Consider the following 20,318-nt stretch of genomic DNA (forward strand, 5'->3'; position numbering starts at 1 on the left):
TGAAATACGCCGATAGCGATGCGGTTCTGGCTGCGGGTCTGCGCTAGGCGGACCCGCAGGACCAATCAGAGGGATGCGTCCAATGCGGCGATGATCGCATCACCCATTTCGGCGGTCGAGATGGGGCTGCCGCCTTCGGGGCCCATGAGGTCGGCGGTGCGCAGGCCGTCAGCCAGAACCCGCTCGACGGCGCGCTCCAGGCGGTCCGCCTCGCCTCCGAGGTCGAAGGAGTAGCGCAGCGCCATGGCAAAGCTGAGGATCGTCGCGATCGGGTTCGCCTTGCCTTGCCCCGCAATGTCGGGGGCGGAGCCGTGGACCGGCTCATACAACGCTTTGGGTCGGCCATTGGCCATCGGGGCGCCCAAGGACGCCGAAGGCAGCATCCCAAGCGAGCCGGTCAGCATCGCCGCCGCGTCGGACAGGAGGTCGCCGAACAGGTTGTCGGTCACGATCACGTCGAACTGTTTCGGATTGCGGACGAGCTGCATCAGCCCGTTATCGGCATACATGTGCGACAGGGCGACGTCCGGGTATTCCTCGGCGCCGATCTTGGTCACTTCCTCGCGCCACAGCACGCCCGATTCCATGACGTTGGCCTTTTCCATCGAACAGACGCGGCCATTCCGGCGGCGGGCCATCTCGAAGGCGGAACGGGCGATACGGCGGATCTCGTTGGTGGTGTAACGTTGGGTGTTGATGCCGATGCGGCCGCCCTCGTTGTCGTCGATGATCCCACGCGGCTCTCCGAAATAGACACCCGAAGTCAGCTCGCGCACGATGACGATGTCGAGGCCCGACACCACATCGCGCTTCAGCGACGAGAAGTCGGCAAGCGCCTCGAAGCACTGCGCGGGGCGAAGGTTGGCGTAAAGGTCCATCTCCTTGCGGATGCGCAGCAGGCCCGCCTCGGGGCGTTTGGAATATTCCACGCCGTCGTATTTCGGGCTGCCCACCGCGCCCAGCAGCACCGCGTCCACCGCCTGTGCACGCGTCAACGTCTCGTCCGACAGGGGCACGCCGAATGCGTCATAGGATGCGCCGCCGATCAGCCCCTCCTGCACGTCGAAGGCGATGCCGCGCGTGCCCAGCCAGTCGATGATCTTGCGGACCTCGGCCATGACTTCGGGACCGATGCCGTCGCCCGGCAGGATAAGGATGGACGGGTTGGCCAAGGGGACGCTCCTTTTCAAAAGATTGCGTCTGGCCTAGCTTTTCGGCAACGAACGGTCAAGGAGCGGGGCGAACCTGCGGGGCCGCCTCGATCACCAGCGGGCGGAAACCCTCGCCCCCGGCCGCGATCATGGCAAAGAACTGGCGGCGCATCCGCGGCTCCCAATAGTCGTTGATATGGCCTGCCACACCGGCGACGCCCTCGTCATGCGGCTTGGACTCCATGAACAACGCGATCTGGTTGGCCATGTGGATCAACTTGTCAGGCGACATCGCGGGCCTTCTCGATACGGTGGGGGTGGGTGAAAATCTCGAAACGGTCGGGGCGGGCGAGGGCGATGAGGGTGATGCCCGCATCCTGGGCCATCTGCACGGCGTGGGCGGTCGGGGCGGACACGGCGATCAGCACCGGCGCGCCGATGCGGGCGGCTTTCTGCACAAGGTCGATCGACACGCGGCTGGTCATCACCAGCGCGCCGGTCGGATCGCGGCCCCGCATCGCGCCCGCCAGCTTGTCCAGCGCGTTGTGGCGGCCCACATCCTCGCGCACCGTAATGCCGTCCGGCGTCCAGAACCCGGCGGCATGAACCGCGCGGGTGGCGTCATGGAACGGCTGATGCGCGGGCAGGGCGGCAATGGCCTCCATCACCTGCGACGGCGTCAGCCGCAGGTCGGCCCTGACCGCAGGCGCATCGCGCAGGGCTTCCTCCAGCGAGTCGATGCCGCACAACCCGCAGCCCACCGGACCCATCATCGAACGGCGCCGCGAGGTCTGTCGCGCCGCCGCCTCCGGCACCAGCCAAATTTGCAGATCGATCCCGCGCGGGGTCTCCACCGGCGTCACGCTTTCGATCTCGGCCACCGAGGCGATCCCTTCGGTCAAGGAAAACCCATAGGCGAAATCCACCAGATCGGCGGGCGAGGCCATCATCACCGCCTGCGTGGACCCGTTGTAGCTGATCGCGACGGCCACCTCCTCGGCCAGCTGACGCGCGCCCGGACCGCCGGGATGGGCGGTGCGGGGCAGGGGGCGGTAGGGCTTCATTCGGCTGCGGGCAGGATGCGGCGGGACATGACGCTCTGCGCCTCATATCCCTCCTGCCAGTCGGTCGGGCCGTTGGACGGGGTGATCTGCACCGCCGTCACCTTGTATTCGGGGCAGTTCGTCGCCCAGTCGGAGAAGTCCGTCGTGATCACGTTCGCCTGCGTCGTCGGGTGGTGGAAGGTGGTGTAGACCACACCCGGCGAGACGCGATCCGTCAAGAGCGCCCGCAGCGTGGTGTCGCCCGAGCGCGAGGCGAGCCGCACCCAGTCGCCATCCTTGATGCCGCGAACCTCGGCGTCGTGGGGATGGACCTCCAGCCGGTCCTCGGGATGCCATGCGGTGTTCGCCGTCCGCCGCGTCTGCGCGCCGACGTTGTAATGCGACAGGATGCGCCCCGTGGTCAGCAGCAGCGGGAAGCGCGGGCCGGTCTTTTCGTCCGTCGCCACGTATTCGGTGTTGATGAACTTGCCCTTGCCGCGCACGAAGCTGTCGATATGCATCATCGGCGTGCCCTCCGGCGCAGCGTCGTTGCACGGCCACTGGACCGAGCCCAACTCCTCCAGCCGTTCATAGGTGACGCCTGCGAAACTGGGCGTGGTCAGCGCGATCTCGTCCATGATCTGCGACGGATGGGTGTAGTGCCATTCCGCACCCATCGCCTGCGCGAACAGCTGCGTCACCTCCCAATCGGCATAGCCATTCTTCGGCGCCATGACCTTGCGCACGCGGTTGATCCGGCGTTCGGCATTGGTGAAGGTGCCGTCCTTTTCCAGGAATGACGATCCGGGGAAGAACACATGCGCATAATTCGCCGTCTCGTTCAGGAACAGGTCATGGACGATCACGCAATCCATCGCCGCGAGCCCCGCCGCGACGTGTTTGGTGTCGGGATCGGATTGCAGGATGTCCTCGCCTTGGCAATAAAGGCCACGGAACGTGCCCTCCACCGCCGCGTCCAGCATGTTGGGGATGCGCAGGCCCGGCTCGTCGTCGATCTGCACGCCCCAGACATGCTCATAGATCGCACGTGCCTCGGCGTTCTTGACGTGCCGATAGCCCGGCAGTTCGTGCGGGAACGATCCCATATCGCAGGACCCCTGCACGTTGTTCTGCCCGCGCAGGGGGTTCACCCCCACGCCCGGGCGACCGATGTTGCCGGTCAGCATGGCAAGGTTGGCAATGCCGATGACGGTCGTGGACCCTTGGCTGTGTTCCGTCACCCCCAGCCCGTAATAGATCGCGCCATTGCCGCCCTTGGCGAACAGCCGCGCCGCCGCGCGAACATCCGCCGCCGGAACGCCGGTCAGCAGCTCCACCGCCTCGGGCGAATGGTTCGGGCGGGCGATGAACTCGGCATAGTCCTGGAACTCGTCCCAGTCGCAGCGGGTGCGGATGAACTCCTCGTCCATCAGCCCCTCGGTCACGATCACATGCGCGATGGCGGACACCATCGCGACGTTGGTGCCGGGCTTCAGCGGCAGGTGGTGCTGCGCCTTGACGTGGGGGCTTTCGACGATGTCCGTGCGGCGCGGGTCGATGACGATCAGCTTCGCCCCCTGGCGCAGGCGTTTCTTCAGACGGCTGGCAAAGACGGGATGCCCGTCGGTCGGGTTCGCGCCGATGATCATCACGACATCGGTTTCCTCGACGCTGTCGAAATCCTGCGTCCCCGCGCTGGTGCCAAAGGTCTGCCCCAGCCCGTATCCGGTGGGCGAATGACACACCCGCGCGCAGGTGTCGGTGTTGTTGTTGCGGAAGACCTGACGGGTCAGCTTCTGGACCAGATAGGTTTCCTCGTTCGTGCAGCGCGACGAGGTGATCACCCCGATCGAATGCCGCCCGTGTTCGGCCTGAATGGCCTTCATCCGGTTCGCGGCGAAGCTCATCGCCTCCTCCCACGACACTTCCTTCCACGGATCGTTGATGGAATCGCGGATCATCGGGTTCAGGATGCGGTCCTTGTGCGAGGCATAGCCATAGGCGAACCGCCCCTTGACGCAGCTATGCCCCCGGTTCGCCTTGCCGTGTTTGTAGGGGACCATGCGGACCAACTCGTCGCCGCGCATCTCGGCCTTGAACGAACAGCCGACGCCGCAATAGGCGCAGGTGGTTATGACCGAGCGTTCGGGCGTGCCGATCTCTATGATCGACTTTTCCTGCAGAGTCGCGGTGGGGCAGGCCTGCACGCAAGCGCCGCAGGACACGCAGTCCGAGGACAGGAAGTCATCCCCCGCCATCCCCGCCGAGACGCGGCTGTCGAAGCCGCGCCCCTCGATGGTCAGGGCGAAGGTGCCCTGCACCTCCTCGCACGCGCGGACGCAGCGGTTGCAGACGATGCATTTCGCGGGGTCATAGGTGAAATAGGGGTTGCTGTCGTCTTTCGGGATATAGGCGGGGTCTGCCTCGCCATTCTCGCGCGGGCGGAAATGCGTCTCGACCGCCTCGTACCGCACGTCGCGCAGGCCGACGGCACCGGCCATGTCCTGCAACTCGCAATCGCCATTGGCCGAGCAGGTCAGGCAATCGAGCGGGTGGTCCGAGATGTAAAGCTCCATCACCCCGCGCCGCAGTTGCTTCAGCTTGGCGTTCTGGGTGGTGACGTTGATGCCTGCCGCGACTGGGGTGGTGCAGGAGGCCGGGGTGCCGTTCCGCCCCTCGATCTCCACCAGACACAAGCGGCAGGAGCCCCAGGCGTCCATGTTGTCCGAGGCGCACAGCTTCGGCACCGTGATCCCGATTTCCGCGGCGGCGCGCATGATGCTGGTGCCTTCCGGCACCGTGACCTCGAACCCGTCGATGGTCAGCGTGACCATGTTCTTCGATTTCGACGCAGGGGTGCCGAAGTCGCGGTCGGGGATGATGAAGTCCTTCATTCCGCTGCCTCCTTGTGGGTGGCGGTAAAGTCGTCGGGGAAATGGTGCAGGGCCGACATCACCGGATAGGGGGTGAAGCCGCCCAGCGCGCAAAGCGATCCGGCCTTCATGGTGTTGCACAGGTCTTCCAGCAGCGGGATCGCCGAGGCATCGCCGCGTCCGATCCGGTCGATGGTCTCTGCACCGCGCACCGCACCGATCCGGCAGGGGGTGCATTTGCCGCAGGATTCGATGGCGCAGAACTCCATCGCGAAACGGGCCATCTTGAGCATGTCGGCGGCATCGTCGAACACCACGATCCCCGCATGGCCGATCAGCCCGTCCTTGCCCGCGAAATCCTCGTATCCGAAGGGGGTGTCGAACAACGCACGGGGGAAGTAGGCCCCCAAGGGGCCGCCGACCTGCACTGCCTTCACCGGACGGCCGGAGGCGGTGCCTCCCGCCAGATCGTCGATGATGGTCCCGAGGGTCATGCCGAACGCCGTCTCGAACAGGCCGCCACGTGCGACATTCCCCGCGATCTGCAGCGGGATCGTCCCGCGCGACCGGCCAAGCCCGAACTCCTTGTAGAACGCCGCGCCCTTTTCCATGACGACCGGGATCGTCGCGAGCGAGATCACGTTGTTCACGACCGTCGGCCGCCCCATGAACCCCTGCAATGCGGGCAGCGGCGGCTTCGCCCGCACCACGCCGCGCTTGCCCTCCAGCGAGTTCAGCAGCGCCGTTTCTTCGCCGCAGACATAGGCCCCGGCGCCGATGCGCAGCTCAAGATCGAAACGGTGGCCACTGCCCAGAACGTCGCCCAGCAGCCCTTCGGTCTTGGCGATGCGGATCGCCTTGCCCATCACCTCGTTCGCATCGGGATATTCCGACCGCGAATAGATATAGCCCTTCGTCGCCCCCACCGCGATGCCGGCGATCACCATGCCCTCGATCACCGTGAAGGGGTCGCCCTCGAAGATCATGCGGTCCGCGAAGGTGCCGCTGTCGCCTTCGTCCGCATTGCAGACGATGTATTTCTGCGGGCCGGGGGCGTCATGGACGGTCTTCCATTTGATGCCGGTGGGAAAGCCCGCGCCGCCCCGCCCGCGCAGGCCGGATTCCGTGACCTCGGCCACGATCTCGGCCCCGGTCATCCCAAGCGCGCGGCGCAAACCGGCCAGCCCGCCATGCGCCTCGTATTCCGCCATCGACAACGGATCGATCACGCCGCAGCGGGCAAAGGTCAGGCGCGTCTGGCGGCGCATCCAGTCCAGATCGTCGGTCCGGCCCAGCGATGGCAGCGTGCCGTCCAGAAGCGCGCCCGCATCCGATGCGTCAAAGGGGCCATAGGCGACGCGGCCCTCGGGCGTTTCCACCTCGACCAGCGGTTCCAGCCAGACCATGCCGCGGCTGCCGTTGCGGGTGATCTGCACGTCGATGCCACGGCGCGTCGCCTCGTAGGCGATGGTGCGGGCGACCTCGTCGGCGCCAAGCGCCTTGGCAGCGGCGTCGAGGGGGACGAAGATCCTCATGCCCGCATCTCCTCGACCAGCGCATCGAAACGCGCTTCGTCCAGCCGCCCGACCACGCGCCCGTCCACCAGCGCGGCAGGGCCGCAGGCGCAAAGGCCAAGGCAGAAGACAGGCTCCAGCGTCACGTTGCCATCGACGGTCGTGGCGTTCCAGTCGCAGCCGAGCCGTTCGCGTGCGTGATCGGCCAGCGCATCCGCGCCGCGCGCCTGGCACGCCTCGGCCCGGCACAGCTTGACCACATGGCGGCCCGCGCGTTCGGTTCGGAAATCGTGATAGAAGCTCATGACGCCATGCACCTCGGCACGGGACAGGTTCAGCCCCTTGGCGATGATCGGCAGCGCCTCTTGCGGGACATGGCCGAACGCCTCCTGCACGGCATGGAAGATCGGCAGCAGCGGCCCTTCCATGCCGTCATGTTCGGCAAGAATCTCTCCGACCCGCACGGCAACGTCTTGCATCTGGCTAACCCCTCCCCGGCCTCGCTGGGGCAGAGTTTGCGCTGGAACAATAGGGAAATCAATGTGGATGACCCGTCAGGTGATAGGCAGCGCCTATCGACCAGCCACGTCCAGCAGGGCCGACAATATGGGTGTGTGCGGTTCGCGGTGCAGGGCGATCAGCCCGACAGGATGGCCGACTTCGGGCAGGATGGGGATGGAGACGAGGTCGGCATCGGGCAGGAAGAAATCGGCCAGCCGCGCCGGGACGATGCTGACCCAGCGGCCCGTCTTCACATGGCTGGTCAGCACGATGGTCGAATTCGCCTCCACCGCCGGAAGGGGGGCGCCACCGGCCTCGGCCAGATGGCGGTCCACGATGCGGCGGTTCTGCATGTCGCCGGTCAGAAGGCACAGCGGCTGGTCGCGCAGGTCGGACCAACGGATCGCCGCGCGCCCCGCCAGCGGCGCATCGGCGCGGCACAGCATGCGATAGGTTTCGACATATAAAGGCAGCCGCGTCAGCCGCCCTGCCGCCTCGTCCAGATAGGTGATCCCGGCATCCAGTTCGAGCGATTCAACCCCGGAAAGGATGTCGGTCGCCGTCCGCGACAGGACCGAGATCCGCACGTTGGGATGCCGCGCGGTGAAGGGCACGGTCAGGTCGGCCACCATCGGCAGGGCGGTGGGGATGACGCCGATCCGCAGCGTGCCCGACAGGCCCGATTTCGCCGCCCGCATCTCCTCGCGCATCGCGCGGGCGTCGCCGACGATGCGGCGGGCCCAGTCCAGCACCCGCTCGCCTTCCGGGGTCAGGCCCTGGAACCGCGATCCGCGGAACACCAGCTGCACGCCAAGCTGATCCTCCAGCTGGCGGATGGCCGAGGACAGGCTGGGCTGCGTCACGCCGATGGCTTCGGCGGCGCGGCCGAAGTGACGCTCGCGCGCAAGGGCGATGAACATTTCCAGCCGATCTATCATGCCACTTCGTCGCAGAGCCGTGATCGCGGGGCAATGCTTCTTGTGGGGGATGGGGCGGCATTCTACATTCGTTCCCATGATGAAAATTCCGTTCACGAAGAAGAAACCGCTGGTGCCGGTGATCCGGCTGCAAGGCGCCATCGGCAGCGGCCGGCGCGGCCTGTCCGATGCCGGCATGGCCCCGGTGATCGAAAAGGCCTTCGGGCGCGGCAAGCCCGCCGCAGTGGCCGTGGTGGTGAATTCGCCCGGCGGATCGCCGGTGCAGTCCAGCCTGATCGCCGCCCGCATCCGGCGGCTGGCGGACGAGAAGAACCTGCGCGTCCATGTCTTCGTCGAAGACGCGGCGGCCTCGGGCGGCTATTGGCTCGCCTGCGCGGGGGACGATATCTATGTGGACGAAAGCTCCATCGTCGGGTCCATCGGGGTGATCTTCGCCAGCTTCGGCTTTCCCGGTTTCATGGAGAAGCTGGGGATCGAACGGCGGGTGCATACGGCGGGTCGTTCTAAAAGCCTCGCCGATCCGTTCCTGCCGGAAAAGGACGAGGATGTGGAACGGCTGAAGGCGATTCAGGCCCCGATCCACCGCGCCTTCATCGACCATGTGAAGGCCCGGCGCGGGGCGAAGCTGGCGGATGCCGACCTGTTCAACGCCGACATCTGGGTCGGGCGTCAGGCGGTGGATGTCGGGCTGGCGGATGGGGTCGGCCATCTGGTCCCCCGCATGAAGGAGCTTTACGGCAAGGATGTGCGTCTGGTCCCCTATGGCCAGAAGCGCGGTCTTCTGTCCCGTTTCGGGATGGAGGCGCTGGCGCAGGTCGAGGAACGGGCGCTGTGGTCGAGGCTGGGGCTGTAGGATGCTGGTGAAGATCGCAATCATCTTCCTTGCCGTCATGGTGGCGCTGGCGATGTTCGGCGTGCTGCGCAAACGTCCCAAGCAAGGGGTGTGCCGCAAATGCGGGCGGCACATCATCGGCGGCACCTGCGGATGCCGGAGGTAGCGATGGCGGCGCTTGTCACCGGGGCGGGAAAGCGGCTGGGCCGTGCGATGGCGCTGCATCTGGCGGCGCGCGGGCATGATGTGGCGGTGCATTACGCGGGATCAGCCGACGCCGCCGCCGAGGTCGCGGCCGAGATCCGCGCGATGGGGCGGCGGGCCGAGGCAATTCAGGCCGATCTGCTGGACGAGGATCAGGCGCAGTCCTTGGTTCCGCGCGCCGTGGCGGTGGTCGGGCAGCTTTCGGTGCTGGTCAACAACGCGTCGATCTTCGACTACGACAACCTGACCACCGCCACGCGCGCCGGGTGGGACAGGCACATGGCCGCCAACCTGCGCGCGCCCTTCGTGCTGACCCAGGCCTTCGCCGCGCAAGCCCCCGGGACAAGCAGCGACGGCGAGCCGCTGGCGACCGGGCTGATCGTCAACATGATCGACCAGCGGGTGCGGAAGCTGACGCCGGAGTTCATGACCTATACCATCTCCAAGCTGGGGCTGTGGACACTGACGCAGACCTCGGCGCAGGCGCTGGCGCCGCGCATCCGGGTGAATGCCATCGGACCCGGCCCGACGCTGATCGGCGCGCGGCAGTCCGAGGATCATTTCGCCCGCCAACGCGCCGGAACCGTTCTGGGCCGCGGCGCGGACGAGGGCGACATCGTGGCGGCGCTGGATTATTTCCTGAATGCGCCCGCCGTGACGGGGCAGCTTCTTTGCGTCGATGGCGGGCAGCATCTGGGGTGGAAAACCCCCGACGTGATCGGCCGGGGCTGAGGTTGTCCCCTTTGTCGCATACCCGTCATCATTTCATCCGAAACCCCTGCAAAACAAGGGTATTTCGCGGTGTCGAAGAAAAATCTGCCCCGTTAACAAATGTTTATGGTTCTGCCCAAAAAACGGGCAGATCGACGAACCAAGCCGAAAACAAAGAGGAATCCCGGTTCGCCCGGTTTTTTGCCCAGAGTTATCCCCAGAAACGGTGGATGCCTTTCCTCTTGCCCCCCTTGGCTTATCATTGCAGCGCATGCCGGGAATCGACGACGTGACCGAAACCGCCACCGGACATCAGGTGATCCAGCAATACCTGCGGACGCTGGACGGCTCGCCCGGCGTCTATCGGATGCTGGATGCGCAATCGCAGGTTTTGTATGTCGGCAAGGCCCGCAACCTGAAGATGCGGGTCTCGAACTATGCGCGCCCCTCGGGGCATTCCGGGCGCATCGCGCGGATGATCCGCGAAACCGCCAGCATGATGTTCCTGACCACGCGCACGGAAACCGAGGCGTTGCTGCTGGAGCAGAACCTCATCAAGCAGCTGAAGCCGCGCTACAACGTGCTGCTGCGCGACGACAAGTCCTTTCCGAACATCCTGATCGCGGGGGGGCATCCCTTCCCGATGATCCGCAAGCATCGCGGCAAGCGGTCGGACCCCGGCAGTTATTTCGGCCCCTTCGCCAGTGCGGGGGCGGTGAACCGCACGCTGAACCAGTTGCAGCGCGTGTTCCTGCTGCGCACCTGTTCCGATCCGATGTTCGAAAGCCGGACGCGCCCTTGCCTGCTGTATCAGATCAAACGCTGCGCCGCCCCCTGCGTCGGCAAGGTGTCCGAAGCGGAATATGCCGGGCTGGTCGATGACGCGGTGCAGTTCCTGAAAGGCCGCACCACCCGCGTGCAGGCCGATCTGGCGCGCGAAATGGCGGCGGCGTCCGAGGAGATGGAGTTCGAACGCGCCGCCGCCCTGCGTGACCGGATCAAGGCGCTGACGCAGGTGCAGTCGGGCCAGTCGATCAACCCCAAGGGCGTGGCCGAGGCGGATGTGATCGCGCTGCATATGGAAGGGGGGCAAGCCTGCGTACAGGTCTTCTTCATCCGCGCGAACCAGAGTTGGGGGAACCGCGACTTCTATCCCAAGATCGCCGGGGCCGACGCGCCCGAGGTGATGGAGGCGTTCCTTACCCAGTTCTACGACGACAAGGAACCGCCGCGCATGGTCCTGCTGAACACGCCGGTGGACAACCCGGACCTCGTGCAGCAGGCGCTGTCGCAGCGGGCGGGGCGCAAGGTGGTCGTCGGCATCCCGCAGCGTGGGGAAAAGGCAGGGCTGGTCGAAAACGCCGCCCGCAACGCCCGCGAAAGCCTTGCCCGCCGCATGTCCGAAAGCGCGACCCAGACCAAGCTGCTGGAAGGTCTGGCCGAGGCGTTCGATCTGGACGCCCCCCCGCGCCGGATCGAGGTCTATGACAACTCGCACATCCAGGGCACCAATGCGGTGGGCGGAATGATCGTGGCCGGGGCCGAGGGGTTTTTGAAAAGCCAGTATCGCAAGTTCAACATCCGCAGCGATGCGGGCGCGAACAGCGACGACTTCGGCATGATGAAAGAGGTGCTGACCCGCCGCTTCGAACGGCTGCTGAAGGAAGACCCGAACCGCGAATCCGAAGCGTGGCCGGATCTTCTGCTGATCGACGGTGGCGCGGGGCAGGTCAGTGCGGTGCATCAGATCATGACCGAGATGGGCGTTGACGACATCGCCATGATCGGCGTCGCCAAAGGCATCGACCGCGATGCGGGCAAGGAGGAATTCCACCGCCCCGGCAGCCGCCCCTTCGCGCTGCGCCACAACGACCCGGTGCTCTATTTCGTCCAGCGCCTACGGGACGAGGCGCACCGCTGGGCCATCGGCGCGCATCGCGCGAAACGGGCCAAGGCGGTGTCGGCCACGCCGCTGGACGACATTCCCGGCGTCGGCGCCACGCGCAAACGCGCGCTGCTGGCGCATTTCGGATCGGCCAAGGCGGTCGCGCGGGCGGGGCTTTCGGACCTGTCGGCGGTGGACGGGATTTCCGCTGCGATGGCGCAGAACATCCACGATTTCTTCCATGACAAGCGCTGAGCCCTTCCCACTCGCAAACGCAGGGAGTATGCCTTCCCCATGACATGGAACCTGCCCAACGTCCTGACCGTCCTTCGCTTGCTGGCCGCGCCGGGCGTTGCGCTGATGTTCCTGTATTTCCATCGCCCCTGGGCGGACTGGGCGGCGCTGGCGCTGTTCGTCAGTGCGGCGATCACCGATTGGTTCGACGGCTATCTTGCCCGGGCGTGGAAGCAGGAATCGAACTTCGGCCGCATGATGGACCCGATTGCCGACAAGGCGATGGTCATCATCGCGCTGGTCATCATCACCGGATATTCCGGGATGAACCCTTGGCTGATCCTGCCCGTCACCGTGATCCTGTTCCGCGAGGTGTTCGTGTCGGGCCTGCGCGAATTCCTTGGGGCGCGGGCCGGGCTTTTGCATGTGACGAAGCTGGCGAAATACAAGACGACGATGCAGATGGTCGCCATTGCGGTCCTGTTCCTTGGCACCGGGCTGGAGCATCTGGAAGGCATCGCCCGCAGCGGCATGACGACCGAGCAATACGCCGCGCTGGTCGCGGTGGGCGAGGCTGACCCGATTCGAAGCTGCGGCACGCGCGGCTGCGCCACCACCGCCACGCATATCGGGCTGGTGCTGATCTGGATCGCGGCGGTGCTGACGGCGATCACCGGCTTCGATTATTTCCGCAAGTCGATGCCCTTCCTGCGGGACGACAAATGATCGACGTGCTGTATTTCGCATGGGTCCGTGAACGCATCGGCCTCCCACGCGAGAGGGTCGAGACGAGCGCCGCCACACCGCGCGATCTGGTGGCCGAACTCGTCGCGCGCGAAGATCGCTATGCGCTGGCCTTTGCCGACCTTTCCGCGCTGCGCGTGGCGCTGGATCAGGATCTGGCCGATTTCGACGCGCCGCTGGCCGGGGTGCGCGAGGTTGCGTTCTTTCCCCCCATGACCGGCGGATGACCGTCCGCGTCCAATCCGCGCCCTTCGACTTCGGGGCGGAGGGGGCGGCCTTCGCTGCGGGTCTGCCCTCGGGTGCGGTGGTCACCTTCACCGGGCTGGTGCGCGATCCGGGCGGGCTGGTCGCGATGGAGATCGAACATTACCCCGGCATGACCGAACGCGCGATCGGCGCCATTGTTGCCGAGGCGACGGCCCGTTGGTCGCTGGACGGCGCGCTGGTGATCCACCGCCATGGCCGCCTTCCCCCGGGCGAGCCGATCATGATGGTCGCGACAGCAGCCCGCCACCGGGCCGAGGCGTTTCAGGCGGCGGAATTTCTGATGGACTACCTCAAATCCCGCGCGCCCTTCTGGAAGAAGGAGATCGGCGCGGATGGCGAGGAATGGGTCGCCGCCCGCGATGCGGACGAAGACGCGCTCAGTCGCTGGTAGCCAGCACGTCCCGCCACGAGGCTTGCAGATCGCCCGGCATGGGGCGCGCTTCATAGACCGCGCGGGCGATGGCGCGGGCAAGACAGCAGGCGGCGGCATGGCCCAGCAGGAACGTATCCTCGATCTGGTGCACGCCGGTGGAGGCGGCAAAGACCAGATCGCCGTCGAACTGGGTATGCGACGGCACGATGGCCCGTGCGATCCCGTCATGGGCCGCCACCGCCATGCGCTGCGCCTGCGCTTGTGACAAGGCAGCGTCGGTCGCGACGATGGCGATGGTCGTCGCCTCGCCCAGACGTTTGGTGGGCGTGGGCTCATCCTCGGCCACCAGCACGCCGGGCAGGCCGACCGAGCCGAATTCGGCGTCGATCTCCCATGGGGCGGCCCAGAACCGCCGCGATTCCCCCGCTGTGACCGAGCCAAGCGCGTTCACCGCCACCAGCGCACCCACCGTGACGCCGTTCTTCAGCACGACCGAAGCCGAGCCAAGCCCGCCCTTCCACGTGCCCGTCATCGCGCCGAACCCTGCGCCGGCAGTGCCCAGATCGAAATCTGCCGTCGCGGCTTTCAGTGCCTCGTTGCCCAGCGCGTGGTAGGGGTTCTTCGCCCATGCCTTGTCGCCACCGTTCAGCAGATCGAACAGGATTGCCCCCGGCACGATCGGCACCCGCGCATCGCCGACGGCAAAGCCGCGCCCCATCGCGCGCAGCCCGTCCGCCACGCCCGAACAGGCGTCCAGCCCGAAAGCCGACCCGCCCGACAGCACCAGCGCATCGACCTGCTGCACCAGCCGGTCCGGGGCCAGCAGATCCGTCTCGCGCGTGCCCGGCGCGCCGCCCATTACGCTGACGGCGGCGGTGAAGGGACGTTCGCCCACAAGCACGGTGCTGCCCGATCGCAGCGCAGGGTCATGCGCATTGCCCACGCGCAGCCCGGCGACATCGGTGATCAGGTTCAGCGGTCCTTGCTTCATTCGAAAAGTCCCAATGCCCAAGGGGCGATAAAAGCGGTGGCGATGGCATTCAGCCCCATCCCGAGGCCCGCGAAGGCGCCTGCCACCGGATTGACCTGAAACGCCCGGGCGGTGCCGATGCCATGCGCGGCGACGCCCACGGCAAAGCCACGAGCGCGCCAGTCGGTAATGCCCAGCCCGTTCATCATGGGCGTGACCGTGATCGCTCCGATCATCCCCGTCAACAGCACAAGCACTGCGGTCAACGTCGGAAGGCCTCCGATTGTTTCGGAAATCCCGATGGCGACCGGGGCCGTCGCCGATTTCGGTGCCAGCGAGGCGAGTATTTCCCCATCCAGCCCCATCGCCCAGCCGATGCCCACGGCAGTCACCGCCGCCGTGGCCGATCCCGCGATCAGCGCCGCAGCCAGCGGCAGTGCCGCGCGCCCCACATGGCGCAGGTTGTCCCGGATCGGCAGCGCCAGCGCGACCGTCGCCGGACCCAGCAGGAAATGCACGAACTGCGCACCCTCGAAATACACGGGATAGGGGGTGCTGCTGGCCCATAGAAGCGTGCCGAGGACCACCACCGACAGCATCACCGGGTTGGCCAGCGGACTGCGCCCCGCCGCGCGCGAGATCGCATCGGCTACCGCGAATGCCGCGAGCGTCAGTGTCAGCCACAGAAGCGGCCCTTGCGTCAGATAGCTCCAGATGTCGGTCATTCGCTGTTCCCGGTCATCCGCGCGACGGCGGTGAAGGCCAGCGCGCCGACGACGATGGCCGCGACTGTGGACAGCGCGACCGCCAGCAGGATCGCCAGCCCGTCCTGGCGCAAGACGCCAAGATAGGCCACGACCCCCACGCCCGCAGGCACGAACAACAGCGAAAGATTAGCCAGGATGAACCCCGCAACGGGCCGCATCAGCGCCGACGCCTTCGGGACCGTGACCAGTATCCCCAGCATCAGCAGCATCCCCAGCACCGGTCCCGGCAGGGGCAGGCCCAGTGCGCGGGATGTCACCTCGCCGACAAGCTGGCAGGCGAGCAGCAGAAGAAGGGCGTGGATCATACCTGGCTCCGTTTGTGGCACGGATCGTATCGCCAACCGCTGCCCGGCGGAATTGGGCATATGTTGGGGGGCTTTCAGGCGGCTCCGCAACATGGTGGGGCGGCAGGTTGACGCGAGGTGCGCGGTGCCGGACAATGGCGCCAAAAAGCGGAATCATCCATTTGCGTTTCAACCGTCTGCGCCTCAACGGCTTCAAAAGCTTCGTCGACCCCACGGATCTTGTCATCCACGAGGGGTTGACGGGCGTGGTCGGCCCGAACGGCTGCGGCAAGTCGAACCTTCTGGAGGCGCTGCGTTGGGTCATGGGCGAGAACCGTCCGACCGCAATGCGCGGCGGCGGGATGGAGGATGTGATCTTTGCCGGCACCGCCACGCGCGGGGCAAGGAACTTCGCCGAGGTGGCGCTGATCATCGACAATGCCGACCGCGTGGCCCCCGCCGGGTTCAACGATCAGGACCAGATCGAGATCGTCCGCCGCATCACCCGCGATGCCGGGTCCGCCTATAAGGCGAACACCAAAGAGGTGCGGGCGCGCGACGTGCAGATGCTGTTCGCCGATGCCTCGACCGGGGCACATTCCCCGGCGCTGGTGCGGCAGGGGCAGATATCGGAGCTGATCAACGCCAAGCCCAAGGCACGGCGGCGGATTCTGGAGGAGGCGGCGGGCATCTCCGGCCTCTATCAGCGGCGGCACGAGGCGGAACTGCGGCTGGCGGCGACCGAGACGAACCTTGCCCGCGTGGATGACGTGGTCGAGGCGCTGGCCGTGCAGCTTGCCACCCTGTCGCGGCAGGCGCGCCAAGCCGCCCGTTACCGCGAGATCGGCGAGGAGTTGCGCCGGGCCGAAGGATCGCTTTTGTGGCGGCGCTGGCGCGAGGCGGATCTGGCGCGCGATGCGGCAGACCGGACCCTGCGCGCTGCCGGAACCTCTGCCGGGCAGGCCGAAGCCGCCGCCCTTGCCGCAGCGGATGCACGGGCCGCCGCCGACGCCGCGCTGCCGCCACTGCGCGAGGAGGAGGCCATTGCCGCCGCGATCCTGCAAAGGCTGATGGTGCAGCACGCAGCGCTGGCCGATCAGGAGGCGCGAGCGCTTGCCACGATCCAGACCCTGCGCCAGCGGATCGAACAGCTTTCGCGCGACATGGAACGCGAATCCGGCCTGAACCGCGACGCCGCCGACACCATCGCGCGGTTGCAGGACGAAACCGAAGACCTTGCCGCCGCCCATGACGGTCATGACGATGCGGTGGCCGAAGCCGCCGAGGCCGCGCGCGAGGCCGCCGCGATCCTGACCGAGCGGGAGCAAAGCCAAGCCGAACGGACCGAGGACGTCGCCCGCCTTGCCGCCCGTCATCAATCGGCGCAACGACTTCTGTCGGACACCCGCGCCACCCTGACCCGTGCCGAGGGGGAGGCGATGCGCGCCGCCGACGCCGTCGAAGCCGCGACCGACGCGCAGGAAACAGCCGCCGCCGCCCACGAGGCCGCCGAGGAGGCGCTGATGGACGCGCGCGAGACGGCGGAGGCTGCCGAGGAAACGCTGGCCTTGGCAGAGGATGCCCGCGCCGCCGCACAGATCGCCGAAGCCGAGGCCCGCGCCGCCCGCGCCGCCGCCGATGGCGAGGCGAGTGCTCTGGGGGCCGAACTGGGTGCGCTTCAGCGGCTGGTGGACCGCGATGCTTCGGGCGGTGCGCAGTTGCTGGACCGGGTGCAGGTGCAGCCGGGATACGAGGCGGCACTGGGGGCGGCCTTGGCCGACGATCTGCGCGCCCCCGAAGTCGGCGACGAGCCTTCCGGTTGGGCGCTGCTGCCGGGGATGGCCGATGACGTGCCGGATGGGGCCGAGCCTCTGGCAGACCGCGTGACGGTGCCCGAGGTTCTGGCGCGGCGCATCGGACGGATCGGGATCGTGGCGCGCGACCGTGGCGCGGCGCTGCAGCCCCGCTTGCGTCCCGGCCAGCGTCTGGTCAGTGTCGAGGGCGATCTTTGGCGGTGGGACGGGTTCCGCGCGGGGGCCGAGGATGCGCCCTCGGCGGCGGCGCTGCGGCTGAAGCAGATGAACCGGCTGGCCCAGCTGCGCCGCGATCACGATCAGGCGGCGGAAAAGGCCGCTGCCGCCCGCACCGCACATGAGGCGCTGCAATCGCAACTGGCGGGTCTTGCGCAGGCGGATCAGGCCGCACGCGAGGCCCGCCGCCATGCCGATGCTCGCGTCGCCGATGCCAGCCGCGCCGCGTCCCGCGCCGAAGCCGACCGTTCAATCGCCGCGGGCCGTCTGGAGACCGCGCGCCTTGCCACCCGCCGCCATGGCGACGAGGCGATGGAGGCCCGCGCGCGGCTGGCCGAGGCCGAACGCGCCGCCGCCGACCTGCCAGATCTGGACGAGGCGCGCGCCGGGATCGAAACGCTGCGCTTCGCCGTCGAAGCGGCGCGGATCACCATGATGTCCCGCCGATCCGCCCATGACGAGTTGCGCCGCGAGGGCGAGGCGCGGGCGCGCAGGCGGCAGGAGGTCGCGAAGGATCTGGCCAACTGGCAAGGACGGCTCGACAATGCCGAACGTCGCAGCGCCGAGCTTGCCGAACGCCGCGCCGCCAGCGAGCAGGAGCTGGAGGACGCGCTGGCCCAGCCCGAGGAGATCGCCGCCAGCCGCGAGGACCTGACCGAAGCGATCGAAACCGCCGAGGCTCGTCGAGAGGCCGCCACCGCCGCCTTGTCCGCCGCCGAGACGGCCGCCCGCGAGGCGCAGATGGCCGAGCGTGACACCGAACGTCTGGCCGGTGAGGCGCGCGAATCCCGCGCCCGCGCCGAAACCCGGCTGGAAGCCACTCGCGAGGCCGCTGCGACCGCCGAGGCCCGCATCCGCGAGGAGATGGACCTTGCCCCCGATGCGCTGCTGAAATCCTTGGGCGGCGAGCCGACCCATGATGCCGAGGCGCTGGAGGCCGAGGTCCATCGCCTGCGCCGCTCCCGTGACCAGCTTGGTGCCGTCAACCTGCGCGCCGAAGAAGACGCCAAGGCGGTGGCAGAGGAGCACGGAACGCTCGCCGCCGAAAAAGCCGATCTGGAGGAGGCGGTGAAAAAGCTGCGCGCCGGCATCCAAGGGCTGAACCGCGAAGGCCGCGAACGGCTTCTGGCGGCGTTCGAGCAGGTGAATGCCAGCTTTGCCACCCTGTTCACCCATCTGTTCGGCGGCGGCGAGGCGCGGCTGACGCTGGTGGAATCCGATGATCCGCTGGATGCCGGGCTGGAGATCCTTTGCCAGCCGCCGGGCAAGAAGCTGTCCACCCTGTCGCTGCTGTCGGGGGGCGAACAGACGCTGACGGCGATGGCACTGATCTTTGCCGTATTCCTTGCCAACCCCGCGCCCATCTGCGTGCTGGACGAGGTGGACGCGCCCTTGGACGATGCCAACGTGACGCGGTTCTGCGACCTGCTGGACGAGATGACCCGGCGGACGGAAACCCGGTTCCTGATCATCACCCACCATGCGGTGACGATGGCGCGGATGGACCGGCTGTTCGGCGTCACCATGGTCGAACAGGGCGTCAGCCAGTTGGTCAGCGTGGACCTCAAGAAAGCCGAGGCGCTGGTCGCCTAGAGCTTGCGGATCGTATCGCCCAAGGCCACCTCGCCGTCCTGTTCGATGGAACACAGGATGCCGCGCAGCCGCAGGCTCGGGTCCTGCACGATCCAGTTCTTGGCATCCGCGCCATAGCGCACCTTCCATTTGACGCAGCCGTCGTTGAAGGCGTCCGACACCCGCACCACCGCGCTGCCGAGTTGCAGCAGGGTTCCGACCGGCATGTTCGCCTCGGTCACATCCAGATCTGCGATGACCGGATCGCCGGGGTGCAAGCCGCCCTCGCAGACCAGGTCCATCACCCGTTTCGGCAGGATCGACACCTGAATGCGCGGATCGGGCGATCCGTCCGCCAGCTTCAGCCATGGCGCCTTGGTCCAACGCTCGCCCGGTATGCCGCCATCCCTGGTCAGCGTCAGGCTGCCCGGAAACGTCCGCAGCCCATAGCCGGGGCGAAAGCACAGGCAGGTGACGGGGGCGGCATCCTTCGGCGCGGCAAGGATATGGGGCAGGGCGGCGTTCAGATCGTCTGTCGTTCGCATAGCTCTTCAACTTTTCGGCGCAGGGTCAGGTCCGCCTCCTGCAGCAGCCCGAGGCGGAGGAGTTCGGCCATCCGCTCGGGGGGCGGCATATGGGTTTCGGCATGGAAGGCAAGGATGCCGCTTTCGTCCAGCGAAAGAAGGTGATCGCGCAGGGCGGCGTTTCCCGCATAAGCCCCCCGCGTCAGGCGGAAGTGAAGACGGTCCGCCCAGCGGGCCGGGTCCTCGGCATGGAAGTGCAGCAGGGCGAGGCTTTCGCTGAAGTCGATGCCTTCGACCCGCTGGCCATCCCTGAACGCGCCGTGAATGCGCGGCTCCAGCCCCCGTCCGGTGCGGAAGATCGCCTTGCCGTGCTGATGGCTGACCATGCCCGAGGGGAACAGGTCTGCATGCTGCCCGAAGGCCAGACGGCGCGCCTTGACGGCGGCGGCGCGGAAATGGCGGGCGGTGAAGATGTCGTCCGGCAGGGCGGGGTCGTGCAGTGCTTCCCACGGGCGGATGCGGACCATGTCGGCATCGGTCGCAAGGGCACGTCCCACATTGCCGACGATGAATTCGTCCACGTCCAGATGTGCGATCCACGGCAGGGGCGCTTGCCGATACAGGCGCAGGATGTTGCGCGACTGGCGGTTCTGGTGCCGCTCGGGCCGGATGCGCCCCCACCAGCGCGCATCGCAGCGGATCGGAGTGACATCGGGGATGCGCGCCAGACGCTCGAAGGCCGGATCTTCGGGATCGTCGAAATGCACCCAGACATGCGCCGCGCCGATGGAAAGGTGATGCGCGACGACGGCCAGCACCTGTTCGGCAGGGGCGCGGACGGTTGTGCAGACCCCCCAGCGGATTGCCGCATCAGCCATCGTGCAACCCTTGGCTGAAAATC

At 67.2% G+C, this 20,318-nt stretch carries 20 protein-coding genes; 8 read left to right on the forward strand and 12 right to left on the reverse strand.

Translation table 11 applies throughout. The features are described 5' to 3' along the window. Positions 1 to 65: 65 nt before the first annotated feature. The 7 genes from leuB to E2K76_RS14975 all read right to left on the reverse strand — a co-directional run bounded on the left by leuB (position 66) and on the right by E2K76_RS14975 (position 8,020). Complete coding sequence (leuB, locus tag E2K76_RS14945) at positions 66 to 1,172, reverse strand: 3-isopropylmalate dehydrogenase (protein ID WP_136685157.1); 1,107 nt, start codon at positions 1,170 to 1,172, stop codon at positions 66 to 68. Between the two features lie 55 nt (positions 1,173 to 1,227). Further along, positions 1,228 to 1,443: a formate dehydrogenase subunit delta gene (locus E2K76_RS14950; RefSeq protein WP_136685158.1), complete on the reverse strand. Its 216-nt coding sequence runs from the start codon at positions 1,441 to 1,443 to the stop codon at positions 1,228 to 1,230. Then, positions 1,433 to 2,215 carry a formate dehydrogenase accessory sulfurtransferase FdhD gene (gene fdhD / locus E2K76_RS14955; RefSeq protein ID WP_136685159.1) on the reverse strand — a complete coding sequence of 261 codons (783 nt, stop codon included), beginning with the start codon at positions 2,213 to 2,215 and terminating at the stop codon, positions 1,433 to 1,435. The genes E2K76_RS14950 and fdhD overlap by 11 nt, the downstream gene beginning before the upstream one ends. Then, entirely contained in the window at positions 2,212 to 5,088 is a 2,877-nt protein-coding gene (gene fdhF, locus E2K76_RS14960; protein WP_136685160.1) for a formate dehydrogenase subunit alpha, read from the reverse strand. The genes fdhD and fdhF overlap by 4 nt, the downstream gene beginning before the upstream one ends. Continuing rightward, entirely contained in the window at positions 5,085 to 6,602 is a 1,518-nt protein-coding gene (locus tag E2K76_RS14965) for a formate dehydrogenase beta subunit (RefSeq protein ID WP_136685161.1), read from the reverse strand. Before E2K76_RS14965 ends, fdhF begins: the two co-directional genes overlap by 4 nt. Continuing rightward, positions 6,599 to 7,060 carry a formate dehydrogenase subunit gamma gene (locus E2K76_RS14970; RefSeq protein ID WP_136685162.1) on the reverse strand — a complete coding sequence of 154 codons (462 nt, stop codon included), beginning with the start codon at positions 7,058 to 7,060 and terminating at the stop codon, positions 6,599 to 6,601. The genes E2K76_RS14965 and E2K76_RS14970 overlap by 4 nt, the downstream gene beginning before the upstream one ends. A gap of 93 nt (positions 7,061 to 7,153) precedes the next feature. Beyond that, positions 7,154 to 8,020, reverse strand: coding sequence for a LysR family transcriptional regulator (locus tag E2K76_RS14975; RefSeq protein WP_136685163.1), 867 nt, complete (start codon positions 8,018 to 8,020; stop codon positions 7,154 to 7,156). Positions 8,021 to 8,099: 79 nt separating this feature from the next. Between E2K76_RS14975 and E2K76_RS14980 the strand changes: the two genes are divergently transcribed. The 7 genes from E2K76_RS14980 to E2K76_RS15005 all read left to right on the forward strand — a co-directional run bounded on the left by E2K76_RS14980 (position 8,100) and on the right by E2K76_RS15005 (position 13,288). After that, positions 8,100 to 8,873: a S49 family peptidase gene (locus E2K76_RS14980; protein ID WP_136685164.1), complete on the forward strand. Its 774-nt coding sequence runs from the start codon at positions 8,100 to 8,102 to the stop codon at positions 8,871 to 8,873. A 1-nt stretch (position 8,874) separates the two neighbouring features. Continuing rightward, positions 8,875 to 9,018 carry a hypothetical protein gene (locus tag E2K76_RS20400; protein WP_169053329.1) on the forward strand — a complete coding sequence of 48 codons (144 nt, stop codon included), beginning with the start codon at positions 8,875 to 8,877 and terminating at the stop codon, positions 9,016 to 9,018. 2 nt (positions 9,019 to 9,020) lie between these two features. Beyond that, positions 9,021 to 9,788: an SDR family oxidoreductase gene (locus E2K76_RS14985; RefSeq protein WP_136685165.1), complete on the forward strand. Its 768-nt coding sequence runs from the start codon at positions 9,021 to 9,023 to the stop codon at positions 9,786 to 9,788. A gap of 250 nt (positions 9,789 to 10,038) precedes the next feature. Further along, positions 10,039 to 11,907: an excinuclease ABC subunit UvrC gene (uvrC, locus tag E2K76_RS14990; protein ID WP_136685166.1), complete on the forward strand. Its 1,869-nt coding sequence runs from the start codon at positions 10,039 to 10,041 to the stop codon at positions 11,905 to 11,907. A 39-nt stretch (positions 11,908 to 11,946) separates the two neighbouring features. Further along, positions 11,947 to 12,612, forward strand: coding sequence for a CDP-diacylglycerol--glycerol-3-phosphate 3-phosphatidyltransferase (pgsA, locus tag E2K76_RS14995; protein ID WP_136685167.1), 666 nt, complete (start codon positions 11,947 to 11,949; stop codon positions 12,610 to 12,612). After that, a complete protein-coding gene (gene moaD / locus E2K76_RS15000; protein ID WP_136685168.1) occupies positions 12,609 to 12,857 on the forward strand; it encodes a molybdopterin converting factor subunit 1 in 249 nt (82 codons plus the stop codon). Before pgsA ends, moaD begins: the two co-directional genes overlap by 4 nt. Further along, complete coding sequence (locus E2K76_RS15005; RefSeq protein WP_136685169.1) at positions 12,854 to 13,288, forward strand: molybdenum cofactor biosynthesis protein MoaE; 435 nt, start codon at positions 12,854 to 12,856, stop codon at positions 13,286 to 13,288. The genes moaD and E2K76_RS15005 overlap by 4 nt, the downstream gene beginning before the upstream one ends. Here E2K76_RS15005 and E2K76_RS15010 read toward each other — a convergent pair. The 3 genes from E2K76_RS15010 to E2K76_RS15020 are packed head-to-tail and all read right to left on the reverse strand — an operon-like array spanning position 13,275 to position 15,312. Further along, on the reverse strand, positions 13,275 to 14,261 hold the full coding sequence (locus E2K76_RS15010) for a P1 family peptidase (RefSeq protein WP_136685170.1): 987 nt from the start codon (positions 14,259 to 14,261) through the stop codon (positions 13,275 to 13,277). The two genes, E2K76_RS15005 and E2K76_RS15010, sit on opposite strands and share 14 nt — an antisense overlap. Further along, positions 14,258 to 14,965, reverse strand: a complete 708-nt coding sequence (locus E2K76_RS15015) for an LrgB family protein (protein ID WP_136685172.1) — start codon at positions 14,963 to 14,965, stop codon at positions 14,258 to 14,260. The genes E2K76_RS15010 and E2K76_RS15015 overlap by 4 nt, the downstream gene beginning before the upstream one ends. After that, positions 14,962 to 15,312: a CidA/LrgA family protein gene (locus tag E2K76_RS15020; RefSeq protein ID WP_136685174.1), complete on the reverse strand. Its 351-nt coding sequence runs from the start codon at positions 15,310 to 15,312 to the stop codon at positions 14,962 to 14,964. The genes E2K76_RS15015 and E2K76_RS15020 overlap by 4 nt, the downstream gene beginning before the upstream one ends. A gap of 161 nt (positions 15,313 to 15,473) precedes the next feature. On the opposite strand from E2K76_RS15020, the gene smc reads away from it, so the two are divergent. Continuing rightward, on the forward strand, positions 15,474 to 18,914 hold the full coding sequence (smc, locus tag E2K76_RS15025; protein ID WP_136685176.1) for a chromosome segregation protein SMC: 3,441 nt from the start codon (positions 15,474 to 15,476) through the stop codon (positions 18,912 to 18,914). Here smc and E2K76_RS15030 read toward each other — a convergent pair. Beyond that, on the reverse strand, positions 18,911 to 19,438 hold the full coding sequence (locus E2K76_RS15030) for a hypothetical protein (protein ID WP_136685177.1): 528 nt from the start codon (positions 19,436 to 19,438) through the stop codon (positions 18,911 to 18,913). The genes smc and E2K76_RS15030 overlap by 4 nt on opposite strands. Beyond that, positions 19,417 to 20,295: a glycosyltransferase family 2 protein gene (locus tag E2K76_RS15035; RefSeq protein ID WP_136685178.1), complete on the reverse strand. Its 879-nt coding sequence runs from the start codon at positions 20,293 to 20,295 to the stop codon at positions 19,417 to 19,419. Before E2K76_RS15035 ends, E2K76_RS15030 begins: the two co-directional genes overlap by 22 nt. Between the last annotated feature and the right edge of the window lie 23 nt (positions 20,296 to 20,318).

The sequence above is a fragment of the Falsirhodobacter xinxiangensis genome, assembly GCF_004959935.1.
Classification (GTDB): domain Bacteria; phylum Pseudomonadota; class Alphaproteobacteria; order Rhodobacterales; family Rhodobacteraceae; genus Falsirhodobacter; species Falsirhodobacter xinxiangensis.